Raw genomic sequence first — 23,920 nt, 5'->3', positions numbered from 1 at the left:
CCGGCGACCGCTACCCGGTCTTGTTTGCGGAGAGCGACCAGTGATCGGCGATGAGCTGCAGGCCCTGGGCGAACACATACGACCAGGTCGTGGAGTCGTGCGCGCTGCCCTGCGCCTCGATATAGGTCGACTTCATGCCGGCGGCCTGGGCCGCGGCATAGATCGTCTTGACCTGCGGCAGAAAGGTCTCATCGTTCGACCCCACGCCGAAGACGGCGAACGTGTCGGCGTACTGCCCGTGCTGCTGCATGATGTTCGTCGGGTACGCCGCTTCGTAGCGGGCGAGGCTGCCCCCGAATGCCGCGTCGGCGGTCATCTGGGCGTCGCCGATGCGCGGGTACTGCTCGCCCGACGCGTCGAGGATCACCCCGAAGATGTTCGGAAACGCCGCGCCCAGCTGAATAGAGCAGGTTCCGCCCTGCGACAGCCCGCCGATCGCCCAGTAGTGCGGGTCATCGATCACATTGAGGTTCGCCTTGATCCAGTTGGGCACGTCTACGGTGAGGTAGCTCTGCGACTTGCCGAGCGGCGAGTCCACACACATGGGGTTGGCGGTCGGGTCTCCCAGCTGGTCGGGCGCCACCACGATCGGGGCGAGCCCGTCATGCGCCGTGGCGTAGGCGTCGAGGCTCTGCTGCAGCTTGTCGGTGATGAACGGATCCTGCGGGCTGCCCGGCTGACCGGACATCATGACCATCACCGGCAACTTCGGCGGGTTGGCCGTGAGCGCGGCGGGCGGCAAGTACACCACACCCGGCCTGGCCGGGAATCCCGATTCGGATGCCGGGATCGGGACGGTCGTGAGGGTTCCAGCCTTCGGCATGGTCGCCGGCGCGACCCAGTCGGCGATCGTCGGCACCGCGACGAGAGCGGTCGTCGGAAGGGGCTGGCTCGACGCGTCGACGATGGCACTGATTCCGAGGGCGCTGCGCACGGTGGGGTACTGTCCGAAGTCGATATTGACAGCCATCGCCGTGGTGAGCACGAAGAGTACGAGCGCAAGCGCTGACCCGACCACACGCATCCAGGATGCGCGTCGCATCGACACGATCGCGATGCCGAAGGCCGCGAAGCCGACCGCTATCCAGACCCGCACGACGAGAGTCAGATCGGCGCCGAAGAGGTCGAGCCAGTCGGAGAGTATCCAGGTCAGCGCCACTCCGACGATGGCACCAGCGGCGGCGGCAGCGGCCGCCTCAGTGAGCCAGCGACGCCTGGTCCACCGCATGCCCGGGCGCCGGAGCACGAGCAACACTACGACGGCGAAAGCCACCGCGTACACGGCATACACCACCGGCCCCGCCGTGATCGCCAGGTCAAGCAGCAGGTTCACGGTGTGCCTCCTGTGTCGTTTTCGGTCTCAGATCACGAAGCAGCCCGCTCAGCTGTATCACCGACAGTCGAGGCAGGTAGCAGCGCCCGATCGCCGCACCCACCGAGGGGAGATCCGTCGTGTCAGGGTAGAGCATCCAGAGCGGAACGAACTCGGGCTGGAACTTCTTCTTGAAGTTCAGCAATGATCGGAATCCGTAGGCCGGCTCGAGCGAGCGCCCGACATAGTCGAGAATCTGGGCCACAACGCTGCCGCGCACGTCGAGGGTCGACGATTCGGGCGCGGCGTTGGCGAGCGGCGCGCCCGAGAGGCTCAAGATCTCCAGTCCATCGCTCTTGGCCTGCTCGACCGCGGCTGCGATCACGAACTCCATGGTTCCGTTGGCGGCGTCGGTGCGGCGCCTCATGAAATCGAGGGTGTAGCCGCAGACACGCGGCTTTCCCTCTTCAGCCGGACCATAGAGGGGAAGCCAGCTCGTGACGGCGACGATCGTGCCCTGCGCGTCGACCGCGAGCATCAGGCGCACAGACGAATCGACGAGTTCGTCGAGCCCTCCCAGGGTGAACCCCATCTCGGGAAGATTCTTCTCCGCGACCCAGGCCTCGGAGATGGCCTGAATCTGCGACCTCTGCAGCAGCGACAACTCACGCCACGAGGTCCACTGCGCCACGACTCCTGCGCGGCCGGCCTTGTTCACCGCCGTGCGGATGTCCTGCCACTTCTTTCCAGTGGGGTTCCAATCCCGGGGCCGCAGCACGGCCTCTTCTGCAACCTTGAGGCGCTGCCAATGCAACCCTGCGAAGGTCTCGATCGTGGCATCGTCGACCCCGTAGAAGGTGGGGGTCCACCCGTGATCTCCACAGAAACGCACGAATCGTTCGACCACCTGAGGGTCAGCGAATGCAGGGCCGAAGGGCCCCCCTACCGCCACAGCCACGAACCCCTGCACCCGGTACGCGACAGCAGCGTCGGAGATCTCGTCGAACCAGAACGAGTTGCCGGGCCAGGTCGACATGAACGACAGCGTGTGCCCGCCGCCCCGCTCGAGAATCGCCCGGGCGCGCACCCGGTCGTCGTCGTCGATGACGGCGGTGCGGCCGAGAACAAGAAGACAGGATGCGGTGAGCACCGCAGCCCATAAGAGGCCCGCCGGAAGCGACCACAGCTTGTGAGCCCAGTGCGTCTTCGGAATGAACGCGAGCCCGTCGGAGATCACGAACGTCGGCGGAACGAGGCGCAGCGGCAGCGCGCGCAGAATGTCCAGCGCGGTCGGAACCGGTCGGAACTGGTCGCTGATGGCCAGGATTCCCACGAACGAGATGAGAGCGGTACCGGCGAGCGCACTCAGGGTGATCACCAGGAATCGCTTGGCACTCGCGCGCGACGGCCGAATATCAACGTGCTTGCGCAGCAGGATGAGCAGCGCAGCGGCGGCCAGTGGAAGAATCGCGCACAGAGCACTGCCTGTGAGTGTCTGCCAGATGTAGGGATCGACCTCTTCGTTGGCCTGCTCGGCAATGGCGGTCATGGTCTCCGGCTGAATGACCACGAAGACACCCAGCATCACGGCCGACATCATCACCTGGACGCATACAGCCAGCCAGAGGGCGGCGCGCCTCCCCCGCAGAATTCCCCACGCGGCGACGATGCCCACGGCGACGGGCAGAAGACCGATGAGGGCCGTGCGCGGATGATCGACATCGACCGCCAGAAGACCGTAGATCGAGAGAAGCCCACTGCCCGAGCCGATCAGAGCGGCAACAACGGGGCCAATCGAACCGAGGGCCACGACAGCGGCCAGCAGGGTACGGATCTCGTGGTGCGAGCTGCGAATCAGCCGGAACTTCGACCTCGACCCGCCCAGCGCAAAACCGAGGACAAGCCCCACGGGCACCGCGACGAGTGAATAGAAGTCGCCCGCCCCGCCCGAGTACAAGAAGAGCGTGACCGCGATGAACGAGGCGCCCAGACGTATGCGCCGCCGCCACAGGGCAGACGCGAACGAGCTCGCGGCCATTGCGGCACAGATCACGCCGGTAGCCGGCGACAACGCCTCGATCGATGGCGCGTTCAGTGGCAGGAAGCCGAGGTATGTGCTTTCGACCCAACTGAGGCCGAATCCGATGAGGCCGGATGCGGCGCTGCCGCCGATGTACGCGATCGCGGTGCGCCAGGTGCCCATGAGCTGTTCCGCTCCTCCGACCACCACCACGATGAACGGCACAACGAAGATCAGGGCGCCTCCGCCATCAACGGCGAGGAACGCCGTGACGAGGCCCCACCAGCGATGGTGCCGGAAAACATCTTCCTGGCCCGTAGCCAGGACATCCCAGCCCCAGTCGTATGTGCTCGAGGCGAAACCGACGATGCTCAGCACGATGACGATGGCACAGCAGACCACCGTGAAGGGATGGCGGAGAATCCAGCGAAGGAACAGCACGATTAACCTCAGATCATCAGAACTGATGAAGCGTATCCCTGTGGAATGAGAAAATCTCTCTGAAGCTGAACGGGCGAGAAACACCCAGCCAAGGCCCAGCGACTGCGCAGTCGATGACCAGGATGGCGTCAGTCAGGAAGCGGGGCACTCCAGTGCGTCGAGGGCGGCATCGAGAATGGCGGCAGCTGCAGCGCGGTCAACCCGCACGATGGCCATCGATGCAAAGACCAGCCCCGCGCAGGTCGTCGTGAGCAACTCGCGGCCCTCCGGCGAGAGATCCGGTCGACGCGCGGCCACACCAGATGCGACGGCCCCGCGCAGATCGGTCGTGTAGGCCGTGACGACCGCGGCGAGGCCTTCCTCGTGCCCCAGCGATGATCCCGTGGCATTGAGCAGCAGGCATCCGTTCTTCGCCAGGGCCGTATCTTCGTCGACCATGGCGTGCCGCAGTCCGCGCAAGTAGGTCTCGAGCGCGCCGGGCGCAACCTCGTCTACTCGCAGCGGTTCGAGCCTGGGCCGAACGACGTCGTCGAGATACGACTCGACGGCGGCGTCGAAGAGGCCGCGCTTGCTGCCGAACGAGTGATAGATGCTCGAGCGATTCAGGCCCGTCGCCGCCTCGAGATCGGGCAGCGACGTGTCTTCGTAGCCCCGATTCCAGAAGACTCCACGGGCCGAGCGCACAACATCGACTTCTGTGAACGCACGCGTTCTTCCCATGATCTTCTCCTTTCGGCACTGGCAGGCGCCTGTCGAATGAGTATATAGTGAAACGGTCGGTTCAAAAAAAGGAGATTCTCATGGCCATCGTTTCAGTCGTGATCGCTGCACTCGCTGCCCTGCTGCACGTCTACATCTTCTGGATGGAGTCGCTGGCCTGGGACGGCCCGGCTGCCCGCAAGACCTTCGGGCCGGCATCCACGGCAGAGGTCGAGGCGACCAGGCCCCTCGCCTACAACCAGGGCTTCTACAATCTCTTCCTGGCCATCGCCACGATCATCGGAATCGTGTTCGTGCTCGTGAGCACCTCCGCCGTTGGCCCCGCGCTCATGCTGGTCGGCACCGGGTCGATGCTCGCGGCAGCCCTCGTGCTGTTCGCGTCGACACCGGACAAGCGCTCGGCAGCTATCAAGCAGGGCACACTGCCCCTGCTGGCCGTGATCGCCACGATCATCTCCCTCAACGTCTAACCGACTCCATCACCACCGCAGAACAACAGAAAGGCGAGAACGCCATGCGCGCCATCATCCACAACGAATTCGGAGAACCGGCAGAGGTTCTGACCGTCGAGAACGTGCCCACACCGGAGCCTGGAGCGGGCGAGGTGCGTGTCCGCACCGTCCTCAGCCCTATCCACAACCACGACCTGTGGACGATTCGCGGAACCTACGGGTTCAAGCCCGAACTTCCCGCCCAGGCAGGCACCGAAGCCGTCGGCGTCATCGACGCGCTCGGCGAGGGCGTCACCACCCTCCACATCGGCCAGCGCGTCGCAACCGGAGGAACCTTCGGAGTGTGGGCCGAGTACTTCATCGCGAAGGCCGCAGCGCTCATTCCCGTGAGCGACGCGCTCTCCGACGAGGTCGCCTCGCAGCTTGTATCGATGCCGTTCAGCGCGATCGCCCTGCTCGACACCCTCGACCTCTCCGAGGGCGACTGGCTCGTGCAGAACGCAGCCAACGGCGCGGTCGGACGACTCGTGGCCCAGCTCGCGACGGCCCGCGGAATCAACGTACTCGGCCTCGTGCGCCGCGCCGCCGGCGTCGACGAGCTGAAGGCCCAGGGCATCGGCAACATCGTCGCCACCGACACCGATGGATGGCGCGAGACCGTCACCGAGATCACTTCCGGCGCGCCCATCGGCGTCGGCGTGGACTCTGTCGGCGGATCCGCAGCCGGCGACATCGTCTCGCTACTGGCCGAAAACGGACGCCTCGTGGTCTTCGGCGCGATGAACTCCCCCGTTATGGAAATCCCCTCCGGCCCGGTCATCTTCAAGAGCATCTCGGTCTCGGGATTCTGGGGAAGCAAGGTCATGGGTGGCATGGACGGCGCGAAGCGCGCCGCACTGCTCGGCGAGCTGATCACACGCATCGGCGAGGGTTCTCTGACCCTGCCCGTCGAAGAGATCTACTCCTTCGACGACGCCCGCAAGGCGAGTGCCGCGAACTTCGTGGCCGGCCGCGGCGGCAAGGTTCTGCTGCGCCCGTAGCCTGCTCGCTCGGCGCAGCGTGAGGTGGCGCAGATGGCGGTCTCTCAGCAAGACTGAGTCGCCATCTGCGCCACGTCAATCCGCTGCCGCGTGGAGAGGCTTCGAGAGGACTGCCCGCCTCGTCTGGCCATCCCTAGAATCGAACCCATGCCCCGCACTGACAAACACGCCCTGTCTTTCGGCCGCAATGTCGGTGACTACGACCGGGGGCGCCCTACTTACCCGGCCGATGCCGTCGAGTGGATCCTCGACCAGGCCGGCCCAGCGCATCCGGCCGACTCGCGGGTGGTTGATCTCGGCGCGGGAACCGGCAAGTTCACGGCTGGGCTCGTGGGCCACGGTTTCGAGGTCATCGCCGTCGAGCCCGACGCGGTGATGCGCGAACGACTCACCCAGAATCTGCCGACGGTCACCGCGCTCGAGGGCAGCGGCGAACACCTTCCGCTCGACAACGCGAGCGCCGCTCTCATCACCGTGGCCCAGGCGTGGCACTGGGTCGATGTCGACGCGACGTCGCGCGAGGTCGCCCGCGTACTCGAGCCCAGTGGCGCCCTCGCGATCGTGTGGAACATCCGCGACGCTGACGTCGACTGGGTCGCGCAACTCGGCGAGGTGATGGGCGCATCCGAGGCCGAGAAGTACGACAGCGTGACACCGCCCGTAGGCCTGCCGCTCGAGCGGCAGGCCTACCGCGAGTTCCGCTGGGTGACCGAGATGACCCGCGAGCAGTTCTTCGCCATGGTCACCTCGCGCAGCTATGTGATCACGATGGCCGATGCCGAGCGCGACGAGATGCTCGCGCGCCTCGGAAAGCTGCTCGACGAGCATCCGGATCTCGCCGGACGCACGAGCTACCCGATGCCCTACGTGACCCGGGTCACGATCGCGCGGGCACTCAGGAGCGCGTGACTCAGGCTCACGGAGCCAGGTAGCCTCCATCGACGACCAACGACGTTCCTGTGACGTAGCTCGCCTCGTCGCTCGCCAGAAACAGGGCTGCATACGCCGTCTCGATCGGCATACCCGGACGTTTGAGAAGCGTGCCCGCCGTGAGCGCGGCGTTGATTTCGGGTGCCTGGTGCTCGTTCATGGGCGACAGGATGTAGCCCGGATGCAGCGAGTTGGCCCGCACCCCGTCTTCGCCGTGCGCGGAGGCCACGTTCTTGGTCATATTGAGAATGGCACCCTTGGCCGCGTGATACGCGTGGGCGCTGGGCACAGCGGCCAGCCCCCAGATGGATGAGACGTTGACGATGGCGCCCTTGCCGGTCTTGATGAGGTGCGGCAGCGCCTCCCGCATACCGAGGAAGACGCCTTTCTGGTCGACATCGATGATTCGATTCCAGATCTCGACGGTGGTGTCGAGAATGGACTCGTAGGTGATGATCGCCGCGTTGTTGACGAGAATGTCGAGCTTGCCGTGCGTGGCCACGATCTCGTCGATAACGCTCTTCCACGATTCCTCGCTCGTGACGTCGAGTCTGACGAAGGTGACCGCGCTCGACTCCGTGTCCGCTGCGTCGAGCACGTCGCCAGCGATGACCGTGGCACCCTCCGCGGTGAAGAGTTCGGCCATCTCGCGGCCCTGGCCGCGTGCGCCGCCGGTGATCAGTGCGACCTTGCCCTGAAGTCGGTCCATGATGATGTGCTCCTTAGTGTGGTGGTGAGTGGTGAGGTGTCGTGAGGGGAAACGGCGCTAAGCCTTGGCGTAGCGCCTGGCGAGCGTCGACAGCCCGACCGCGAGCACGAGGATCGCGCCCTTGAAAATGGGCTGGAAGAACGTGGGCGCTCCGAAGATGCTGAGCCCGTTGAATCCGACGGCGATGATCAGCACTCCAACGAGGGTGCCGACAATGTGGAACTCACCGTCGCGCAGAGTTGCCGATCCGAGGAAGACGGCGGCAAAAGCATCCAAAAGGTACCCGTCGGCGGCGGCAAGAGTGCCGCTGCCCAGCAGGCTCGAGAGAAGTGTGCCGGTGAGTGCGGCGCACACGCCGGCGGTGGCGAAAGCGAACATCTTGACGCGGTCGACCCGGATCCCCGAGAGCCTCGCGGCTTCGATGTTGCCGCCGACCGCCTGCATCTTCTGGCCGAGGTCGGTCTTGTTCAGGATGACCCAGAGGATGGCCAGCACGACCACCATGATCAGGATCGGGTTGGGAATGCCGAAGACCGGCTTGCCGAGCGAGATCTGCACGAACTCGGCTGGCACGCCCGCGGCGATGGGGAAGGCGCTGTACGCAAAGCCGGCTCCGACCAGGATCGTGCCTATTCCGAGTGTGGCGATCACCGCATTTATTCGCACTTTGGTCACGAGGAATCCGCTCGTGGTTCCGATTCCCGCCCCGATGAGGAGCACCAAGGGAACGGCGAGCAGCATGGGCAGCCCGTCTCGGGCGATGAAGCCCACCACGATGAGGCCGGCAAAGCTGGCGACGTAGCCGATACTCAGGTCGAATTCGCCGACGACCAACGTCATGGTGAGACCGGCGGCGATGATCGCCGTGAGCGACGACTGGTTGAGAATGTTCAGAAAGTTGGGCAGCGTGAGGAATGTCGTGGGTGCGCGGATAGTGAAGGCGACGACCATCGCTGTCAATCCGATTAGGGTTCCGTAGCGCGACAGGATGACGAGGGCGACTCGTCGCCGGTTCCTCTCGAGCGAGACAGCCCCGGCCGCAGGGCTCGCCTCGGCAGCGGACGCGAGGGTGGGTGTGGGGTTCATGCCGATTCTCCTTGTGTTTGCAGGTGGGCGTAGCTGAGCTCGATGATGTTCTGTTCCGTGACCTCGTCGCCCGAGACCTCGCCGCTGACGAGTCCCTCGCACATCACCACGACGCGGTCGCAGAGCGCGGCGAGTTCCTCCACATCGGAAGAGATGACGATGGCACCCACGCCCCTGTCAGCGAGGTCACGGATGGCCTGGTGGATCTCCTGCCGCGCCCCGATATCGACGCCACGCGACGGCTCGTCGAGAAAGAGCACCTGGATTCCCGGCGTGAGCCAGCGGGCGATCAATGCCTTCTGCTGGTTGCCACCCGACAGGCCGCCGATCGGTTCGTTGATGTTCTGCGTCTTGATCTGCAGTTGATCGACCAGCCGGTTGGACCGGGCCCGAGTCTTGCTGGAGCTGAGGAACGGTAGTCCCGGGACACTGCGCAGCGAGCGAAGCACGGCGACATTCATGTTGTACGAGACCGACTTCTCGAGCATCAGACCCTCAGATCTGCGTTCCTCGGGTACCAGGCCGATTCCGTTGGCGACGGCGCGCGGAACCGAGTTCGGCTGCAGTGGGCGTCCGCGCAGCTCGAAGCTGCCCGCCTCGAGCTTGTCGGCGCCGAAGGCGAGCCTGGCAAGCTCTGTGCGGCCCGCCCCCACCAGACCACCGAGACCGAGCACCTCGCCGGGATACAACGTGAACGACACGTCCTTGACCGCCGAGCCCCTGGCCACGTGCTTGGCTTCGAAGAGCGGCTCGGTGCCGGGGGTCGCTTTTCGGTCCTGTCGTACGGCCGCGATGACCTCGCGTCCCACGATCGCGCGGATCAAACCGCGCTTGTCGAGCTGGCCGCGCACGGCGGTCTCGGTCACCCGGCCGTCGCGGAAGACGGTGATGCGGTCAGAGAGTTCGAGCACCTCATCAAGGCGGTGCGAGACATAGAGAATGGCGACGCCATCCCGCGACAGGTCGCGGATCACTCGGAACAACTGCGCACTCTCGTGATCGGAGAGTGACGCAGTGGGCTCGTCCATCGCGATCATCGTGGCGTTGCGCACCAAAGCCTTGCTGATCATCACAAGCCAGCGCTCCGCCACGCTCAGGTCTTCGACCCGGCGCTCGAGCGAGAACTGCACGCCGATCCGTTCAGCGGCCGCGTACGCCACCTTGCGTGATTTCTTCCAGTTGATGATGCCCGCACGGGTCACCTTCGGCGCCCCGAGCAGAATGTTCTGCACGGCCGTGAAATGAGGCACCAGGTTGAGTTCCTGGTGGATGAACGCGAGCCCTGCCACCTCGGCATCGCGGGGCTGGGAGATCCGAACGTCGTCGCCATCGATCGTTACACTCCCCGTGTCGGGCGCCGTTATGCCGGCGAGACACCGGATGAGGGTCGATTTGCCCGCTCCATTGGCCCCGACGAGCCCGTGCACCTCCCCGCGATGGATGTCGATGTCCACCTCGGAGAGAGCGCGGGCACCCCCGAAGCTCTTACTCAGTCCGCGCACCTGCAACCAGGCGCTGCTGCTTTCGCTCTGCATCAGCAGAGACTCCTTTCTTCGGGGGTGTACGTGGGTCAAGCGCTCGATCAGGTGAGCGCGTCGGGGTGCTCAGCGAGGAAGCCGTCGATGGTGTCCGAGTCCACGAGCACACCGGGAACATCGATCGTCTTCGGCTGCCACGAGTCGCCGGCCTTATCCGAGTCGAGCACCGACTGGAACAGCTCCTGCCCCTCCGTGTAGCCGTCCTGCCAGATGATCTGCGTCATCGTGCCGTCTTTCACTGCCTGCAGCGCCGCCGGGCTTCCGTTGATCGAGTAGACCTTGACGTCGGTGCGTCCGGCCTGCTTCAGGGCAGCGATGGCGCCCATGGCCGGCTCGTCCCACGCTCCCCACACGGCGTAGTTGCCGCTGCCTTCTGGGTGGCTCGCAAGCCAGGCGGCCGTGAAGTTGGTGCCGTCCTCGACCTGGCCAGGGATGGCGACCTCGTTGCTCACCAGGGAGATATCCGTCTTCTTGATGGCCTCGTCGAAGGCCTGGCCGCGATAGAGGCACAGCACGCCCGTGTGATACGTGAGGGCAAGTACGTCACCACTGTCGCCAAAGTCGGTCAGCAGGGCGTCGACCGAATCCTCGCCCACTTTCAGTGCGCTCGTCGTGGCGACGATTCCATCGACCAGCTCGCCGCCCCAGCTCACCACGGGAATGCCCGCTGTCTTCGCCGACGCAAGACCGCCGCCGATGGAACTGCTGGCAAACGCCGAGACGAGAATCGCATCGACCTTCTGGGTGGTGGAGAACGCCGTCATGGCGGCGTTCGCCTTGTCGGGGCTGCCCTGGGTGTCTGTGACGGTCACCGTCCAACCCGCAGCCTCCGCAGCCTCCGTCGCCCCCTTGATTACCGCCGCGTTGAGTGCGTCGGTGGCGACGAGAGCCACGATGCCGAGGGTTTTCTGGGAGGCTTGCCCGCTCGATCCGCCGTCGTTGGCCGGCGCGCTGCAGCCCGCCAACCCGAGCATCGCGACACTCGCCAGGGCGAGTATGGTCATTGTTCGCTTCATTGCGTTCACCTGTCTCTAGTGCTGTCGACCCCTGATGGGGCCGCAATCGTCATTGATTGACGCGCCGAACGGCGGATGCCGTCGTCGCCGTGGATGGTCGGCCCGCCGAGGCGGGCAGACCCGTGGGTGTGCTGCGCGATCTACTTGATGGCGTCGGGATGTTCGGCGATGAAGTCGTCGACATTGCTCTTGTCGACCACGACCCCGTCGATCTTGATGGTCTTCTGCTCCCACCCGCTGGGGTCGGCGATGTAGTCGAGTAGAGCCTTCATCAGTGCGGAGCCCTCGTCCTCGGATGGCTGCCACACGACACTGGTCACCGTTCCGGCCTGCACGTCGAGGATGCCCGGCGCGCTGCCGTTGGTGCTGAAGGTCTTGACGTCGGTGCGGCCGGCCTGGGCGAGCGCCGAGATGATGCCCTCCATGGGCTCGTCCCAGCAGGTCCAGATTCCGTAGTTTCCGCCGTCTGCGGGGTGGCTCGCGAGCCAAGCACTGGTGAAGTTTGCCGCGGACTGCTGCTGGCCGGGTACAACGAGCTCGTTGTAGGTGATCTTGAGACCAGGCTTCTTGGCCACAGCCGCGTCGAACTCGTCTCCGTGGTCGAGGCAGAGCTTGCCGGGGTGGAAGGTGAGGGCCAGAACATCGCCCTCGTCGCCCATGGTGTCGACGAGGGCATTGGCCGACGCCGCACCGACCGCCGCGTTGCTCGTCGTCGCGATGATGCCGTCGGCAAGCCCACCGCCCCAGTTGATGACCGGCACGTCTGCCGCCTGCGCGGCGGCCAACCCCGAACCGAGTGCGGTGGCCGAGAAGACGAGCGTGAGGATTCCATCGACCCCCTGCGACGCGTACGACGACATGGCCGCGTTCGCCTGGTCTGCGCTGCCCTGAGTGTCGGTGACTTTGACCTCCCAGCCGGCTTCCTCGGCAACAGACTGTGCGCCACGGATGGCCTGCTGATTGATCGCGTTGTTACCGATGTAGGCGACGATGCCCAGCACCTTGGTTCCCCCCTCACCCCCGCCCGACGACGGGTCTGCCGACGGTGCGCCCCCGGCGCAGCCGACCAGGGAGAGCGCGACGAGTGCCGTGAGTGCTGCTGTGGCGATTCGCTTCATTGCAAATAGCCCTTCTGTGATGGGCCGGCTGCGCGCGGTGAGTCGGGGTAAATCGCGACACTGCGATCAGTCGAGCGGAATGGATGACCGTATGATTGTATGACAATCACGAGTATTCTTGACCCGCAATCGCGCCGATGTCAAGAGCAAAAAGCCGGAATCATGGGAATTTCTTCCCGCCCGGAGAAATGCTTGCGTATTTTGTATGACGATCATATAGTCAGGCAGTGCCGGGTCGTACGACGAAGAAGCAGAATGGTCCACGATCCAGCAGACTTGACGATTAGAACCACTCATCAAAGGGGATGAAAATGTCTGAAGATCTCTCGAAAGCCAGCCACGGGCCGATCTCGATCTGGCAGGTGAAGTACGGAGAGCGTGTTGTCCGCAAAAGCGACGTCTTCTTCGACTACGCGTCGTACGGCCTGCCCGACGGCGACCTCGACATGGACTACAACTTCTGGGTTCTGCGAGCGGGCGACGCAACGATCCTCGTCGATACGGGCTACGACATCCCCGCCCACGACTGGCTCGGGGAGATCAGCGTGACGCCGCCCCCGCGAGCGCTCGAACTCGTCGACGTCGATCCCCTCACCGTCGACATGGTGATCACCTCGCACTTTCACTACGACCACATCGGCTACCTCAAGCTTTTCACCAATGCCCAGGTGGTGTCAGGACGGGCCGAATACGACTACTGGTTCGGCAAATGGGAAGCCGGCCAGCTCGAGGGTGAGTTCACCGTAGAGGAACACCTCGTTCCCGTGCGCATCGCCGAGGTGGAGGATCGTCTTCGCCTTATCGACGCAGAGACCGAGATCTTCCCCGGCATCACCGTCTACCCCGTGGGTGGCCACTGCCCGGGTGAACTCGTTGTACGGGTCGAGACCGCGGGCAGCTCCTTCATCCTTGCTTCCGACGCGGCCCACTTCTACGAGCAGATCGAGAACGAATGGCCGTTCTTCGCCTTCACCGACATTCAGGAGATGCGTGACGGTCTCACCTTCATCAACGCCCTGGCGGCAGAGACCGGCTCCACCGTCGTGCCCGGCCACGACGGCCGGACTCGGCAGAGATTTCCTGCCGCCCCGGGTGCCGCCGGCGACGTCGCGATCGTGCTCGCGTGAGCGGCGAATCGCCCGAGGCGCCCGACCACGCTCTCTACGAAGTGCTGATCGTCAAGCACGGCACCCGGCAGACTGTGAAGAGTGACGTCTTCCTGAATTTTCCGCTCTACGGCGAGCCCGATGAGTCGATTCAGATGGACTACTTCTTCTGGGTGATCCGCAATGCCGAGCGCACCGTCGTGGTCGACACCGGCTACTCCGCACACGGCGGCGAGGTGCGCGCGCGCACCGTGCTGATCAGCCCGCCCACGGCGTTCGAACTGCTCGGAATCACCCCCGACTCGGCTCCCGCGGTGATCATCACCCACGCTCACTACGACCACACCGGCAACGTGGACTACTTCGATGCCTCGGAGATCGTGCTCGCACGTGCGGAGTACGAATTCTGGACAGGCCGCCATGCATCCCGAACCCAGTTCCACCACTCCATCGAAGAGTACGACCTGGTCCAGCTCGACCGGGCGAAGGCTGAGGGCAGGCTGACCCTCTTCGACTCTCATCACACCCTCGCGCCCGGAATCGAGATCATCCAGGTCGGCGGCCACACCCCTGGCCAGAGCGTGGTGCGCGTCGCCACGAGCGAGGGCACGGTGCTGCTCGCCTCCGACTCCGTTCACTTCTACGAGGAATACGAACGCGACATGCCCTTCACTTACGTCGCCGACCTGGTGAAGATGTACGAGGCGTTCGACCTGATCCGAGACATGAACCGATCGGGCGAGGCGGATCACGTGGTCTCGGGGCACGACGCAGAGACCCTCAGCCGATTCAGGGCATGGGGCGCAGACGGACCGTTCGCGGGCCTCGCCGCCAGCATCGGCAGGATCGAGGTTCAGCGATGAGCGACGATCAGTTCGCCGGAAAGGTCGCGGTCGTCACCGGAGCCGGTGGCGGCCTGGGCCGAGCATCCGCCCGCCGGCTCGCCGCCTCAGGAGCCAACGTCGTGGTCGTCGACATCGATGGCGAGGCGGCAGACAGGGTGGCGGCATCGCTGCCTGTGGCCGCGATCGCCGTACAGGCCGATGTATCGAACGAGGCGGACGTTCAGCACTACCTCGATGCGGCGGTCGCCAGATTCGGACATGTCGATCTGCACCACCTCAACGCCGGCATCTTCGGCAGCTTCGCTCCGCTGCCCGACCTCGAGGTCGACGACTTCGATCGGGTGATGAACGTGAATGTGCGAGGCCAGTTCCTCGGGCTGAGGGCGGCGTTCCGGCAGTTCTCCGCCCAAAAGAGTGTCGGAACGATCGTGGTGACCGCGTCGATCGCCAGCCTCACCGGCAGTGCCGACCTGCTCGCGTACCAGACATCCAAGCACGCGGTCGTGGGACTCGTGCACGGCGCGGCGGTCTACGGCGGCCCCCTGGGCATCCGGGTCAACGGCGTGGCGCCGGGCATCGTGCCCACCGAGCTGTTCGCCGGTGCGGCGGGAGCGACAGGCGGTAAGAACGACATGGAACGCCGGGCATCCACCACGCCCCTGCGTCGCGCCGGCAGCCCCGAGGAGATCGCCGACGTAGCGGCATTCCTGCTCAGCGATGCCTCCGCGTATGTGACGGGGCAGATCCTCTCGGCCGACGGAGGAGCGACGATCGTGAACACCGTGCGCCCCTCGGGAGGCGCCGGCGCCTGGGACACCGCGACCGTCGACGATCCGCTCTACCGCCGCACAGGCGAAGCCTCCCCCGCCCGAGCCACCCCGCATCCATCCACACCGGAGACCGACGAGAAGGAGAACCAGTCATGACGGAGAAGCACATCGGCTTCATCGGCCTCGGCAACATGGGCGGGCGCATGACCCGCTGCATCACCGGCGCGGGCATCGACGTGCTCGGCTACGACGCGAAGGCCGAGAACATCGAGCTGGCCGGCGCCCGCGCCGCCACGAACTCGGCCCAGCTCACAGAGCAGAGCGACATCGTGCTGCTCTCTCTGCCCGACAGCCGCGTGGTCGAGGCCGTTGTGCTTGGCGATGACGGAGTACTCGCTCACGCCCGCCCCGGCCAGGTCGTGGTCGACCTGTCGACGGCCGCGCCGGAATCCACTCGGCGCATCTCGGCCCTTCTGGCAGAGAAGGGCGCGTCGTATCTCGACGCCGGAATCTCGGGCGGAGCAGCCGCTGCAGAGAAGGGCGCGCTCACCCTGATGGTGGGCGGAGAGCAGTCCGCGCTCGAGACCGCGCGCCCCGTGCTCGAACGCTTCGCGAGCAACATCTTCTATGTCGGCGACAGCGGGGCTGGGCACACCACCAAGTTGCTCAACAACTTTCTCAACGCCGTCTCTCTTGCCGCCACGGCCGAAGTGATGGTTGCCGGCAAAAAGGCCGGCCTCGACCTCGCGGTTCTGCTCGACGTGTTCAACGCGAGCTCGGGGGTGAACTTCGCCACGGTGAATCGCTTTCCCAAGATCATTCACGGCGACTACCTCAAGGGCGGCCTCACCAACACGCTCATGATGAAAGACGTGGTGCTCTACACCGAACTGGTGAGCACACTCGGCGTGGCCAGTCTCAATGCATCGGGTCCCCTCGCGAGCTTCGGCCTGGCCAAGGCCCTCGGCTATGCCGACGAGATCAGCAATACGGTGGTGGATGCGATCGGCGATGTCTCCGGTGGCGTGCGGCTGCACGAGGCGGTCGGCTCATGATCGTTATTCCGGGCCGCCCTGGCGGCACCCCGACCGACTTGCGCGGACCAACGTTCACCGGTGACGTCTGGGCTGACCCCGTTCTGCCCTTGACCGACGGTGTGCTGATCAACACGGTGACCTTCACCCCAGGGGCGCACACCTTCTGGCACGAACACGAGGGTGGACAGATCCTCGAAATCGTCTCCGGCTCAGGTTGGGTCTGCGCCGAAGGCGAGCAACCTCAGTCAGTGCGCGCGGGCGACACCGTGTGGACTCCGCCCGGGCAGCGGCACTGGCACGGTGCCACCGCCGACACCGTGATGTCGCACACCGCCATTTCGCTCGGCAGCACCGAATGGCATTCCGAAGTTTCCGACGCCGACTACCCACCCGCCACGAAGGGCATCCGATGACCAGCGACGACACCCACCGCCAAACCTACGAGCAGGGACTACAGGTGCGCCGCGAGGTTCTCGGCGCTGCCCACGTCGACCGTTCGCTCGGTCAGGTCAGCGAGTTCAGCAAGCCGATCCAGGAGCTCGTGACGGAGTACTGCTGGGGCATGGTCTGGTCGAGCGACGGTCTGCCGCGCAAGACCCGCAGTCTGCTCAATATCGCGATGCTCACTGCCCTGAATCGTTCTCACGAGCTGGGTGTGCATGTAAAGGGTGCGCTCACGAACGGAGCCACGGTCTCCGAGATTCAGGAGACCCTGCTGCAGACGGCGATCTATGTCGGCGTTCCGGCCGCGCTCGAGTCGTTCCGGGTCGCCGAGGGCGTACTACGGGAGGTGCGGCCGGATGACGCAGCCTGATACATCGGTGAGCTTCATCGGCCTCGGCAACATGGGAAATCCCATGGCGTCGCGGCTGGTCGCGGCGGGCTACCGCGTCACAGGATTCGACCTCGCCGAGAGCGCACGCGACACTCTCGCAGAATCGGGCGGAACTCCCGCGACCTCGGCGGCCGATGCCGTGGCCGGCTCCGACGTCGTGATCTTGATGCTGCCCAACTCCTCGGTCGTCGAGGCCGTACTCAGCGACGAGTCGGTGCTCTCCGCGCTCGCGGCCGGAGCGATTGTCGTCGACATGAGCTCCTCAGAGCCGCTGCGTAGCCGTGCTCTGGCCCAAAGACTGGCCGCCGACGGCATCCGGTTCGTGGATGCGCCCGTGTCGGGCGGCGTCACCGGAGCCCGGGCGGGCAGCCTCACCATCATGGTCGGCGGCTCGACCGACGACGCTGCCGCTGTGGAGGGCGTTCTCAGCGCGCTGGGTCGCCCCACCCGGGTGGGCGAGGTGGGTGCCGGCCACGCCGCCAAGGCGCTCAACAATCTGCTCTCGGCCACCCACCTCTGGGCCACGAGCGAGGCCGTTCTCGCAGGCGAGCGCTTCGGGCTCGACCCTGCAGTGCTGCTGGGGGTCTTCAACAGTTCGAGCGGCCGCAGCGGATCGACCGAGAACAAGTGGCCCAACTTCGTTTTGACCGACAGCTACGACTCCGGGTTCGGACTCGGACTCATGCTCAAAGACATGCGAATCGCCGTCGACCTCGCGGAGGAGCTCGGCGCGCCCAGCGTGCTCGGCCGCACTGCCGTCGAGAGATGGCAGCGAGCATCCGATTCTCTTGGCCAGGGAGCCGACCACACCGAGGTCGCGCGCTGGCTGCGCCAGAATCCGTTGCAGGGAGGAGCCATGGACTGATTCGCCGATCTTTGTACGTATCCGCCGATCCGGCTTCACCGACATATATTGAGTGACATGGCTTCAACGAACTCCCTGCCAGCGTCCTGGACCACCGAACCGATGGGCAGGATCGCGGCTCCGCTGCGCGAACAGGTCATCACCGCCCTGCGTCAGGCCATCCTGGACTTTCACCTCAAGCCCGGGCAGCGCCTCGTCGAGCGCGAACTGATCGAGCAGCTGGGCGTCTCCCGCACCACGATTCGCGAGGCGTTGCGCGAGCTCACCTCAGAGGGCCTGGTGACCGTCGTTCCGCAGAAGGGCGCCATCGTCAGTGCTCCGTCGCTCGAGGATGCGATCGACCTCTACGAGGTTCGTGCCGCTCTCGAGTCGCTCGTGGTGCAGAGGTTCGTGGAGCGCGCATCAGACGAGCAGGTCGTGCGACTCGCGGCAACCATCGATCACCTCGCAGCGGTGGCCGAGTCGACGACCGAGGTTCGCGCGATCCTCGCGGCGAAGGACACCTTCTACGCCGTGCTCATCGAGGGGGCGCAGAGCTCAGCCCTGCAGCAGTTACTCGAGGGCATCCAGGCTCGAGTGCAGGTGCTGCGGGCGACGTCGCTGTCGGAGGCCGGTCGTATTCCCGAGGTGGTGCGCGAGTTGCGCGCCGTGACCGACGCGGTGGCCAACCGCGACGCAAAGAGAGCAGCCCGGCTCTGCGCGGCCCACGTCCGCTCCGCGGCGAAGACGGCCCTCGGCAGTCTCACCGCCGACAAGTAGCACCCGCACAGCAGTACGTTTCATCCATTCATCACCCGGCAGTCTTCGTCGACCCCACGGGGTTCGTCGTCGACCCGCTCGAACCGTAGACAGTTCAAAGGAGAACATCGTGGCCCTGACCACCCGCCAAGAAGAGATCAAAGCCGAATTCATCCGCGTTCGCGGAGCATGGGGAGACACGTGGGAGAGCATCCTCCAGCTCGATCCCGAGTTCCTGCACGCCTACCTCAACTTCTCTGCCGTTCCGTGGCGCAAGAACCACCTCGACGACAAGACCAAGGAGTTCATGTACATCGCGGTCGACGCCGCGGCCACCCATCTCTATGTGCCCGGCATCCGGCAGCACATCAAGGCGGCGCTGAAAGTCGGCGCGACCCCGCAGGAGATCATGGAGGTGCTCGAGCTCACGTCGACGCTCGGAATCCACGCGATGAACATCGGCGTGCCCCTGCTCGTGAAAGTGCTCGAAGAAAAGGGCCTGCGCACGGCGCCCACACCCCTGACGGCAGATCAGGAACGTATCAAGGCCGAGTTCACCGAGAACCGTGGGTACTGGCACGCGTTCTGGGATGAGATGCTCGAGCTCGACCCCGAACTCTTCGAGGCCTACACAGAGTTCTCCTCCGTTCCCTGGAAGACGGGAACACTCTCGCCCAAGGTGCGCGAGCTGGTCTACATCGCCTTCGACACTGCCGCGACCCACCTCTATGTTCCAGGGCTCAAGCTGCACCTCGAGAACGCGCTCGGCTACGGAGCGACCACGGAGGAGATCCTCGAGGTGATGGAGATCGCGAGTGTGATCGGCATCCATGCGGCGACCACGGCGGTGCCTATTCTCATCGAGGAGATCTCCGCCCTCGAGCAGGAGGACTGAGCGCATGGCCTCAACCCCCACGCGCGAGGCGGCGATCGTGGATGCTGTTCCGCGGCAATTGCTCATCGGCGGCCGTTGGCAGGATTCCAGCACAGGCGCCACGCTCGCTGTCGACGACCCGTCGACCGGCCTGGTCATCGCGCACATCGCCGATGCCAGTGTCGACGACGCACGGGAGAGCATCCGGATCGCGCACGAGACCCAGCCGACCTGGGCCGCCGTACCGCCGCGTGAGCGCGGTGAGATACTGCGCCGCGCATTCGAACTCATGACGGCCCGTGCCGACGACCTGGCTCTCCTCATGACGCTCGAAATGGGCAAGCCACTGGCCGAGTCGCTCTCCGAGGTGCACTACGCGGCGGACTTCTTTCGCTGGTTCTCTGAAGAGGGGGTGCGAATCTCCGGCGGCTGGCGAATGGCTCCTGACGGGGGCTCCCGCCTGATCACGATGGCGCAGCCGGTCGGGCCGTGCCTCCTCGTCACCCCGTGGAACTTTCCGCTGGCCATGGGCACCCGCAAGATCGGACCCGCGATCGCCGCCGGGTGCACGATCATCATCAAGCCCGCGAAGCAGACGCCGCTCTCGATGCTCGCGCTGGCCGAGATCCTGCTCGAAGCAGGGCTCCCCGAGGGCGTGCTGAGCGTCATCCCCACGTCGAGGGCATCGGCCGTCGTGTCAGAGATCATCGGCGACGGCCGACTCCGCAAACTGTCGTTCACCGGGTCGACGGAGGTCGGCATCCGCCTTGCCGAACAGTCGGCACGGGGTGTGCTTCGCACGTCTCTGGAACTCGGCGGCAACGCCCCGTTCATCGTCTTCGACGACGCCGACATCGAGATGGCCGCCGACGAGGCGGTGCGCGCGAAGCTTCGCAACAACGGCGAGGCGTGCACTGCGGCAAATCGCTTCTACGTGCACAGCTCGGTACTGGATGCCTTCACCGCCGCCCTGAGTGCCCGGTTCGAAAACATCGTGGTCGGCCGAGGCACCGTCGATGGCGTCACGCTGGGTCCGCTCATCGACGCTGCCGCCGTAACGAAGGTGACCGAGCTGGTGGAGTCGGCGCTCGACGACGGCGCCCGCATCGAGTACGCGGGCGACGTGCCCGACTCGGCAGGGGCGTGGTGCGCGCCGATGATCGTCACCGGGGTTCCTGCGAACTCACGGCTGGTTCGCGAGGAGATCTTCGGGCCCGTCGCACCCATCGTCGCGTTCAACACCGAGAAGGAGGTGCTCGACCTCGCCAACTCCAGCGAATTCGGCCTGGCTTCCTACGTCTTCACTCGCGACCTCGACCGGGGTGTACGGGTGATCGAAGGACTTCAAGCGGGAATGGTCGGCCTCAACCGCGGCGTGCTCTCGAATACCGCGGCTCCGTTCGGCGGGATCAAATCCAGTGGCTATGGCCGCGAAGGCGGGAACGAGGGGATCAGCGAGTACCTGGAGACGAAGTACGTGTCGCTGGGAGTGAGGTGACCTTCCGCACCCGTTGAGTGCCGAGAGGATTGCGGTTCGGCCGTCAGTCCTTCGCGGCGCGCTCGGCCTCGCGGCGCAACTCGCGCTGAGCGTCGGCCTCGGCGGCCTCGGCAACCGTCGGGGCCGTGCCGCCGAGCGATCGCGGTTGCCACCACTGACCCGTTCCGTCGACGGGATAGCTCGCCTGAAGTCCGTCGACCATCGTCTGGAGCGTCGTGCGCAGAGTATCTGTGACCTGGGCGATGTCATCCGTCTCACCCACCGCGATCGGCTTGCCGAAGGCGAAGTGCACCGGCACCCCGAAGCGCTGCCTCAGGGGAATCGAGCGATTCTTCGTGAGAAGCCTCTGGCCGCCCCAGACGGCGACGGGAATGATCGGCACCCCGGCATCGCGCGCCAGGCGGGCGGCCCCCGACTTGAGCTCGCGAACGGTGAACGACGAGCTCACCCCCGCCTCGGGAAAGACTCCGACGAGTTCGCCCGATTTCAGGGCCGACACCGCGTTCTCGAATGCGGCCGCTCCCGCCTTCATGTCGACAGAGATGTGCCGCATGCCACGTAGCAGCCAGCCGACGCCGGGCTTGTCGAAGGCTCGCTTGGTTGCCATGAACCGGATGCGGCGTCGGTTGTGCAGCCACGTCTGCCACTCGACCAGGGCGAACTCGAGGTAGCCGAAGTGGGTCATGGCCAAGACGGCACCGCCGTGCGACGGGATGTTCTCGAGGCCCACGGCGGAGCGCTTCGTGCGCAGACCGGCGAAGAGCATGCGCCCGACACCGACGGCCGTCGAATAGATGGGTTCGCTGGGGCGCCGCGTCATGTTCTCGCCCTCGGCGCGATCGGCGATCCCGTCTGCTGCGACCTGCCGACGACGTGCCTCGTCGGGCGAAACGCTCGGTCGTGGGGTCTCGTAGTGGGTCATCTCACCAGCCTACGACCACCCCGATTTGGTGGCGGCGGGGTTGCCACGGGGGCATTCCTTTCACCTCGATCCGTGCGAAAATAAGGGGTACCCACACGATGGTCGAAACCCGAGGAGACCACACACCCCATGGCTAATGCTGGATCGAAATGCCCCGTCTGCTCGCGCACTGTCGCCGTGGGCATCGTCTCGCAGACACTCGTGCAGCATGAAGACAAAACCGGATTCCGCTGCGCAGGATCAGGAACCAGCCCGGGCGCCGGCCGCCCTGCTGCCGCACCCCGCAAGGCCCCCGCATCCGGAACGACGCGCACTGCCACCGCAGCCAAGCGCACGAGCCCTCCCACCAAGGGCGGCGTCACCGTTCGCCGTGTCGAGGTGAACCAAGAAGAACTCGCCCGCCGGCAGGAGAAGCAGGAGCGTATCCGCGAGGAGCGCGCCGCCGCCGCCCGCGAGCGCAACGACGCGAACATCTCGTACTTCGACGAACTCAGGTAGCCCGACAGACGGAGGGCACGGGCGAAGGTAGTTCGCTCGGGGGATGTGCAGTCTACGGGCTCTCGTCAGACTGAAAATATGACGACGACCCGCCATCTCGCCTCTTCTTCCACCACGTCTCGCAGCACAAGGGCCACTCGCGCAGCATCTTCGCGGAGGCGCTCGATCTTCGCGGCTCTCGCGACGGCCGTGACCCTCGTCGTATCGGCCTGTGCCTCGAGTAGCCCCGAGGCATCCGCAGCGCCAACGGCTGTGGCGCTGCCCGAGACGGCGGTGGGCCAGAAGGCGCAGTGGGTGCTCGAGTCCATCAACGCCGACGAAAAGACGGCTGAGGCGGAGATCGCCGAGAACATCGCGCCGATGATGCTCGAGCAGGTGCCGGCCAGTCAGATGGTCGCCGTCTTCGGGCAGATGGGCGATGCGAAGCCGTGGATTGCGACGAGCGTGACCGAAGCGGCGAGCGGCCTCACCGTTCTGCTGCACAGTTCCTCCGCCGAGCTGCAGATGCAGATCTCCGTCGACGAGCAGCAGCTCATCAACGGCCTGCTGTTCCAGCAGCCGCCGGCCGACCGCACGCCCGCAGCGAGTTGGAAGGAACTCGAGAAGAATGTCGCCGCTCTCGACGCCGACACGAGCATGACCGTCACGCGCATCCCTGCCTCGGCGGATGCCGCCGGTTCAGCGGATGCCGCGGGCACCGGCGAGCGCATCGTCGACGTCGCGGGCGACGAGACCAAGCCTCTCGGTTCGATCTTCAAGCTCTACGTTCTCGGAGCCGTGGCCGATGCCGTGGCGGCCGGCACTCTGTCGTGGGACGACAACCTGATCATCTCCGATGACACGCGCAGCCTTCCGTCGGGCGAACTGCAGGATCTTCCCAGCGGCACTCTCGTGAGCGTTCGCGATGCCGCTGCGAAGATGATCGGGATCAGCGACAACACGGCCACTGATCTGCTGATCGACAGGGTTGGACGCGAGGCCGTCGAAGCGCAGCTTGCAGTCATGGGTCACCACGATCCGGCTCTCAACACCCCCTTTGCGAAGACCAGAGAGTTCTTCCAGATCGGATGGGGTGCCGACTTCGGCGACGCCCGCGCCGCGTGGGCGGATGCCACCGTCGATGAGCGTCGAGCAACACTCGGTTCCATGCCAGGCGGCGTACTTGAGCTGTCGTCGTTCGATCTCTCGAAGAGCGCCTGGCAGCAGGGAATCGACTGGTTCGCCAACCCGGACGACCTGATTTCGGCCCATCTTGCCCTGCAGCAGAAGGCCGCGACGCCGACGGGCGAGCCGGTGCGCGGCATCCTGTCTGCCAACCCCGGGCTGCAGTTCGACTCCGAGGTGTTCCCCTACGTCGCGTTCAAGGGCGGCAGCGCGCCCGGCGTCCTCGCGGGCAGTTGGCTGCTCGAACGCGCCGACGGTGAGCGCTTCGTGATCACCATGCAGTCGTCGTCGCTCGACCCGGCCGACGTCACCGACACGGCACTCGTCTTCGGAAACGTCACCGACGCTGCCGCGCTCCTCGCCGGCGAGTAGGCGCGCGCTGCGCT

24 protein-coding genes are annotated in these 23,920 nt (G+C 65.5%); 15 read left to right on the top strand and 9 right to left on the bottom strand.

The genetic code is table 11. The features are described from left to right. Positions 1-10: 10 nt before the first annotated feature. The 3 genes from TZ00_RS04090 to TZ00_RS04080 form a co-directional block, all read right to left on the bottom strand. Positions 11-1,333, bottom strand: coding sequence for an alpha/beta hydrolase (locus TZ00_RS04090; protein WP_044439549.1), 1,323 nt, complete (start codon positions 1,331-1,333; stop codon positions 11-13). After that, positions 1,317-3,773, bottom strand: a complete 2,457-nt coding sequence (locus TZ00_RS04085) for a bifunctional lysylphosphatidylglycerol flippase/synthetase MprF (protein ID WP_052521262.1) — start codon at positions 3,771-3,773, stop codon at positions 1,317-1,319. The genes TZ00_RS04090 and TZ00_RS04085 overlap by 17 nt, the downstream gene beginning before the upstream one ends. A gap of 132 nt (positions 3,774-3,905) precedes the next feature. Then, on the bottom strand, positions 3,906-4,493 hold the full coding sequence (locus TZ00_RS04080; protein ID WP_044439548.1) for a TetR/AcrR family transcriptional regulator: 588 nt from the start codon (positions 4,491-4,493) through the stop codon (positions 3,906-3,908). Between the two features lie 80 nt (positions 4,494-4,573). On the opposite strand from TZ00_RS04080, the gene TZ00_RS04075 reads away from it, so the two are divergent. The 3 genes from TZ00_RS04075 (at position 4,574) to TZ00_RS04065 (ending at position 6,894) form a co-directional block, all read left to right on the top strand. Beyond that, entirely contained in the window at positions 4,574-4,963 is a 390-nt protein-coding gene (locus TZ00_RS04075; protein WP_044439547.1) for a DUF1304 domain-containing protein, read from the top strand. 44 nt (positions 4,964-5,007) lie between these two features. Next, a complete protein-coding gene (locus tag TZ00_RS04070; protein ID WP_044439546.1) occupies positions 5,008-5,985 on the top strand; it encodes a zinc-binding dehydrogenase in 978 nt (325 codons plus the stop codon). 147 nt (positions 5,986-6,132) lie between these two features. Next, positions 6,133-6,894 (top strand): class I SAM-dependent methyltransferase, encoded by a 762-nt coding sequence (locus tag TZ00_RS04065; RefSeq protein WP_044439545.1) that lies wholly within the window; start codon positions 6,133-6,135, stop codon positions 6,892-6,894. Positions 6,895-6,901: 7 nt separating this feature from the next. On the opposite strand, the gene TZ00_RS04060 is transcribed toward TZ00_RS04065, so the two are convergent. The 5 genes from TZ00_RS04060 to TZ00_RS04040 all read right to left on the bottom strand — a co-directional run bounded on the left by TZ00_RS04060 (position 6,902) and on the right by TZ00_RS04040 (position 12,382). After that, positions 6,902-7,624: an SDR family NAD(P)-dependent oxidoreductase gene (locus tag TZ00_RS04060; protein WP_044439544.1), complete on the bottom strand. Its 723-nt coding sequence runs from the start codon at positions 7,622-7,624 to the stop codon at positions 6,902-6,904. Positions 7,625-7,681: 57 nt separating this feature from the next. Next, positions 7,682-8,710, bottom strand: coding sequence for an ABC transporter permease (locus TZ00_RS04055; protein ID WP_084605909.1), 1,029 nt, complete (start codon positions 8,708-8,710; stop codon positions 7,682-7,684). Further along, positions 8,707-10,245, bottom strand: a complete 1,539-nt coding sequence (locus tag TZ00_RS04050; RefSeq protein ID WP_044439543.1) for a sugar ABC transporter ATP-binding protein — start codon at positions 10,243-10,245, stop codon at positions 8,707-8,709. The genes TZ00_RS04055 and TZ00_RS04050 overlap by 4 nt, the downstream gene beginning before the upstream one ends. 47 nt (positions 10,246-10,292) lie before the next feature. Beyond that, entirely contained in the window at positions 10,293-11,252 is a 960-nt protein-coding gene (locus tag TZ00_RS04045; protein ID WP_052521261.1) for a sugar ABC transporter substrate-binding protein, read from the bottom strand. A gap of 152 nt (positions 11,253-11,404) precedes the next feature. After that, on the bottom strand, positions 11,405-12,382 hold the full coding sequence (locus TZ00_RS04040; protein ID WP_044439541.1) for a sugar ABC transporter substrate-binding protein: 978 nt from the start codon (positions 12,380-12,382) through the stop codon (positions 11,405-11,407). Between the two features lie 311 nt (positions 12,383-12,693). Between TZ00_RS04040 and TZ00_RS04035 the strand changes: the two genes are divergently transcribed. From TZ00_RS04035 to TZ00_RS03990, 10 genes are all read left to right on the top strand, one after another. After that, a complete protein-coding gene (locus TZ00_RS04035) occupies positions 12,694-13,509 on the top strand; it encodes an N-acyl homoserine lactonase family protein (RefSeq protein WP_044439540.1) in 816 nt (271 codons plus the stop codon). Then, entirely contained in the window at positions 13,506-14,351 is an 846-nt protein-coding gene (locus tag TZ00_RS04030; protein ID WP_044439539.1) for an N-acyl homoserine lactonase family protein, read from the top strand. The genes TZ00_RS04035 and TZ00_RS04030 overlap by 4 nt, the downstream gene beginning before the upstream one ends. Continuing rightward, on the top strand, positions 14,348-15,259 hold the full coding sequence (locus TZ00_RS04025) for an SDR family NAD(P)-dependent oxidoreductase (protein ID WP_044439538.1): 912 nt from the start codon (positions 14,348-14,350) through the stop codon (positions 15,257-15,259). The genes TZ00_RS04030 and TZ00_RS04025 overlap by 4 nt, the downstream gene beginning before the upstream one ends. After that, positions 15,256-16,158: an NAD(P)-dependent oxidoreductase gene (locus tag TZ00_RS04020; protein ID WP_044439537.1), complete on the top strand. Its 903-nt coding sequence runs from the start codon at positions 15,256-15,258 to the stop codon at positions 16,156-16,158. Before TZ00_RS04025 ends, TZ00_RS04020 begins: the two co-directional genes overlap by 4 nt. Then, positions 16,155-16,553, top strand: coding sequence for a cupin domain-containing protein (locus tag TZ00_RS04015; RefSeq protein WP_044439536.1), 399 nt, complete (start codon positions 16,155-16,157; stop codon positions 16,551-16,553). The genes TZ00_RS04020 and TZ00_RS04015 overlap by 4 nt, the downstream gene beginning before the upstream one ends. Then, a complete protein-coding gene (locus TZ00_RS04010) occupies positions 16,550-16,954 on the top strand; it encodes a carboxymuconolactone decarboxylase family protein (RefSeq protein WP_044439535.1) in 405 nt (134 codons plus the stop codon). The genes TZ00_RS04015 and TZ00_RS04010 overlap by 4 nt, the downstream gene beginning before the upstream one ends. Then, positions 16,941-17,840, top strand: a complete 900-nt coding sequence (locus TZ00_RS04005) for an NAD(P)-dependent oxidoreductase (protein WP_044439534.1) — start codon at positions 16,941-16,943, stop codon at positions 17,838-17,840. Before TZ00_RS04010 ends, TZ00_RS04005 begins: the two co-directional genes overlap by 14 nt. A 57-nt stretch (positions 17,841-17,897) precedes the next feature. Next, on the top strand, positions 17,898-18,599 hold the full coding sequence (locus TZ00_RS04000; RefSeq protein ID WP_052521260.1) for a GntR family transcriptional regulator: 702 nt from the start codon (positions 17,898-17,900) through the stop codon (positions 18,597-18,599). 109 nt (positions 18,600-18,708) lie between these two features. Then, positions 18,709-19,473, top strand: a complete 765-nt coding sequence (locus TZ00_RS03995; protein ID WP_044439532.1) for a carboxymuconolactone decarboxylase family protein — start codon at positions 18,709-18,711, stop codon at positions 19,471-19,473. Positions 19,474-19,477: 4 nt separating this feature from the next. Further along, complete coding sequence (locus TZ00_RS03990; protein ID WP_044439531.1) at positions 19,478-20,950, top strand: NAD-dependent succinate-semialdehyde dehydrogenase; 1,473 nt, start codon at positions 19,478-19,480, stop codon at positions 20,948-20,950. A 43-nt stretch (positions 20,951-20,993) separates the two neighbouring features. On the opposite strand, the gene TZ00_RS03985 is transcribed toward TZ00_RS03990, so the two are convergent. Further along, the gene (locus TZ00_RS03985) at positions 20,994-21,872 is read right to left on the bottom strand and encodes a lysophospholipid acyltransferase family protein (protein ID WP_238579575.1); all 879 of its coding nucleotides are present in this window, start codon (positions 21,870-21,872) and stop codon (positions 20,994-20,996) included. Between the two features lie 129 nt (positions 21,873-22,001). Between TZ00_RS03985 and TZ00_RS03980 the strand changes: the two genes are divergently transcribed. Together TZ00_RS03980 and TZ00_RS03975 are read left to right on the top strand one after the other, a co-directional pair. Next, positions 22,002-22,370 carry a hypothetical protein gene (locus TZ00_RS03980; RefSeq protein ID WP_139368733.1) on the top strand — a complete coding sequence of 123 codons (369 nt, stop codon included), beginning with the start codon at positions 22,002-22,004 and terminating at the stop codon, positions 22,368-22,370. A 78-nt stretch (positions 22,371-22,448) separates the two neighbouring features. After that, positions 22,449-23,906: a serine hydrolase gene (locus tag TZ00_RS03975; protein WP_084605907.1), complete on the top strand. Its 1,458-nt coding sequence runs from the start codon at positions 22,449-22,451 to the stop codon at positions 23,904-23,906. The last annotated feature ends 14 nt before the right edge of the window (positions 23,907-23,920 follow it).

The sequence above is a fragment of the Agreia bicolorata genome (assembly GCF_000938265.1).
Taxonomy (GTDB): domain Bacteria; phylum Actinomycetota; class Actinomycetes; order Actinomycetales; family Microbacteriaceae; genus Agreia; species Agreia bicolorata.
Note: the sequence above shows the minus strand (reverse complement) of the source record. Positions and strands in the feature narration are given on the sequence as shown.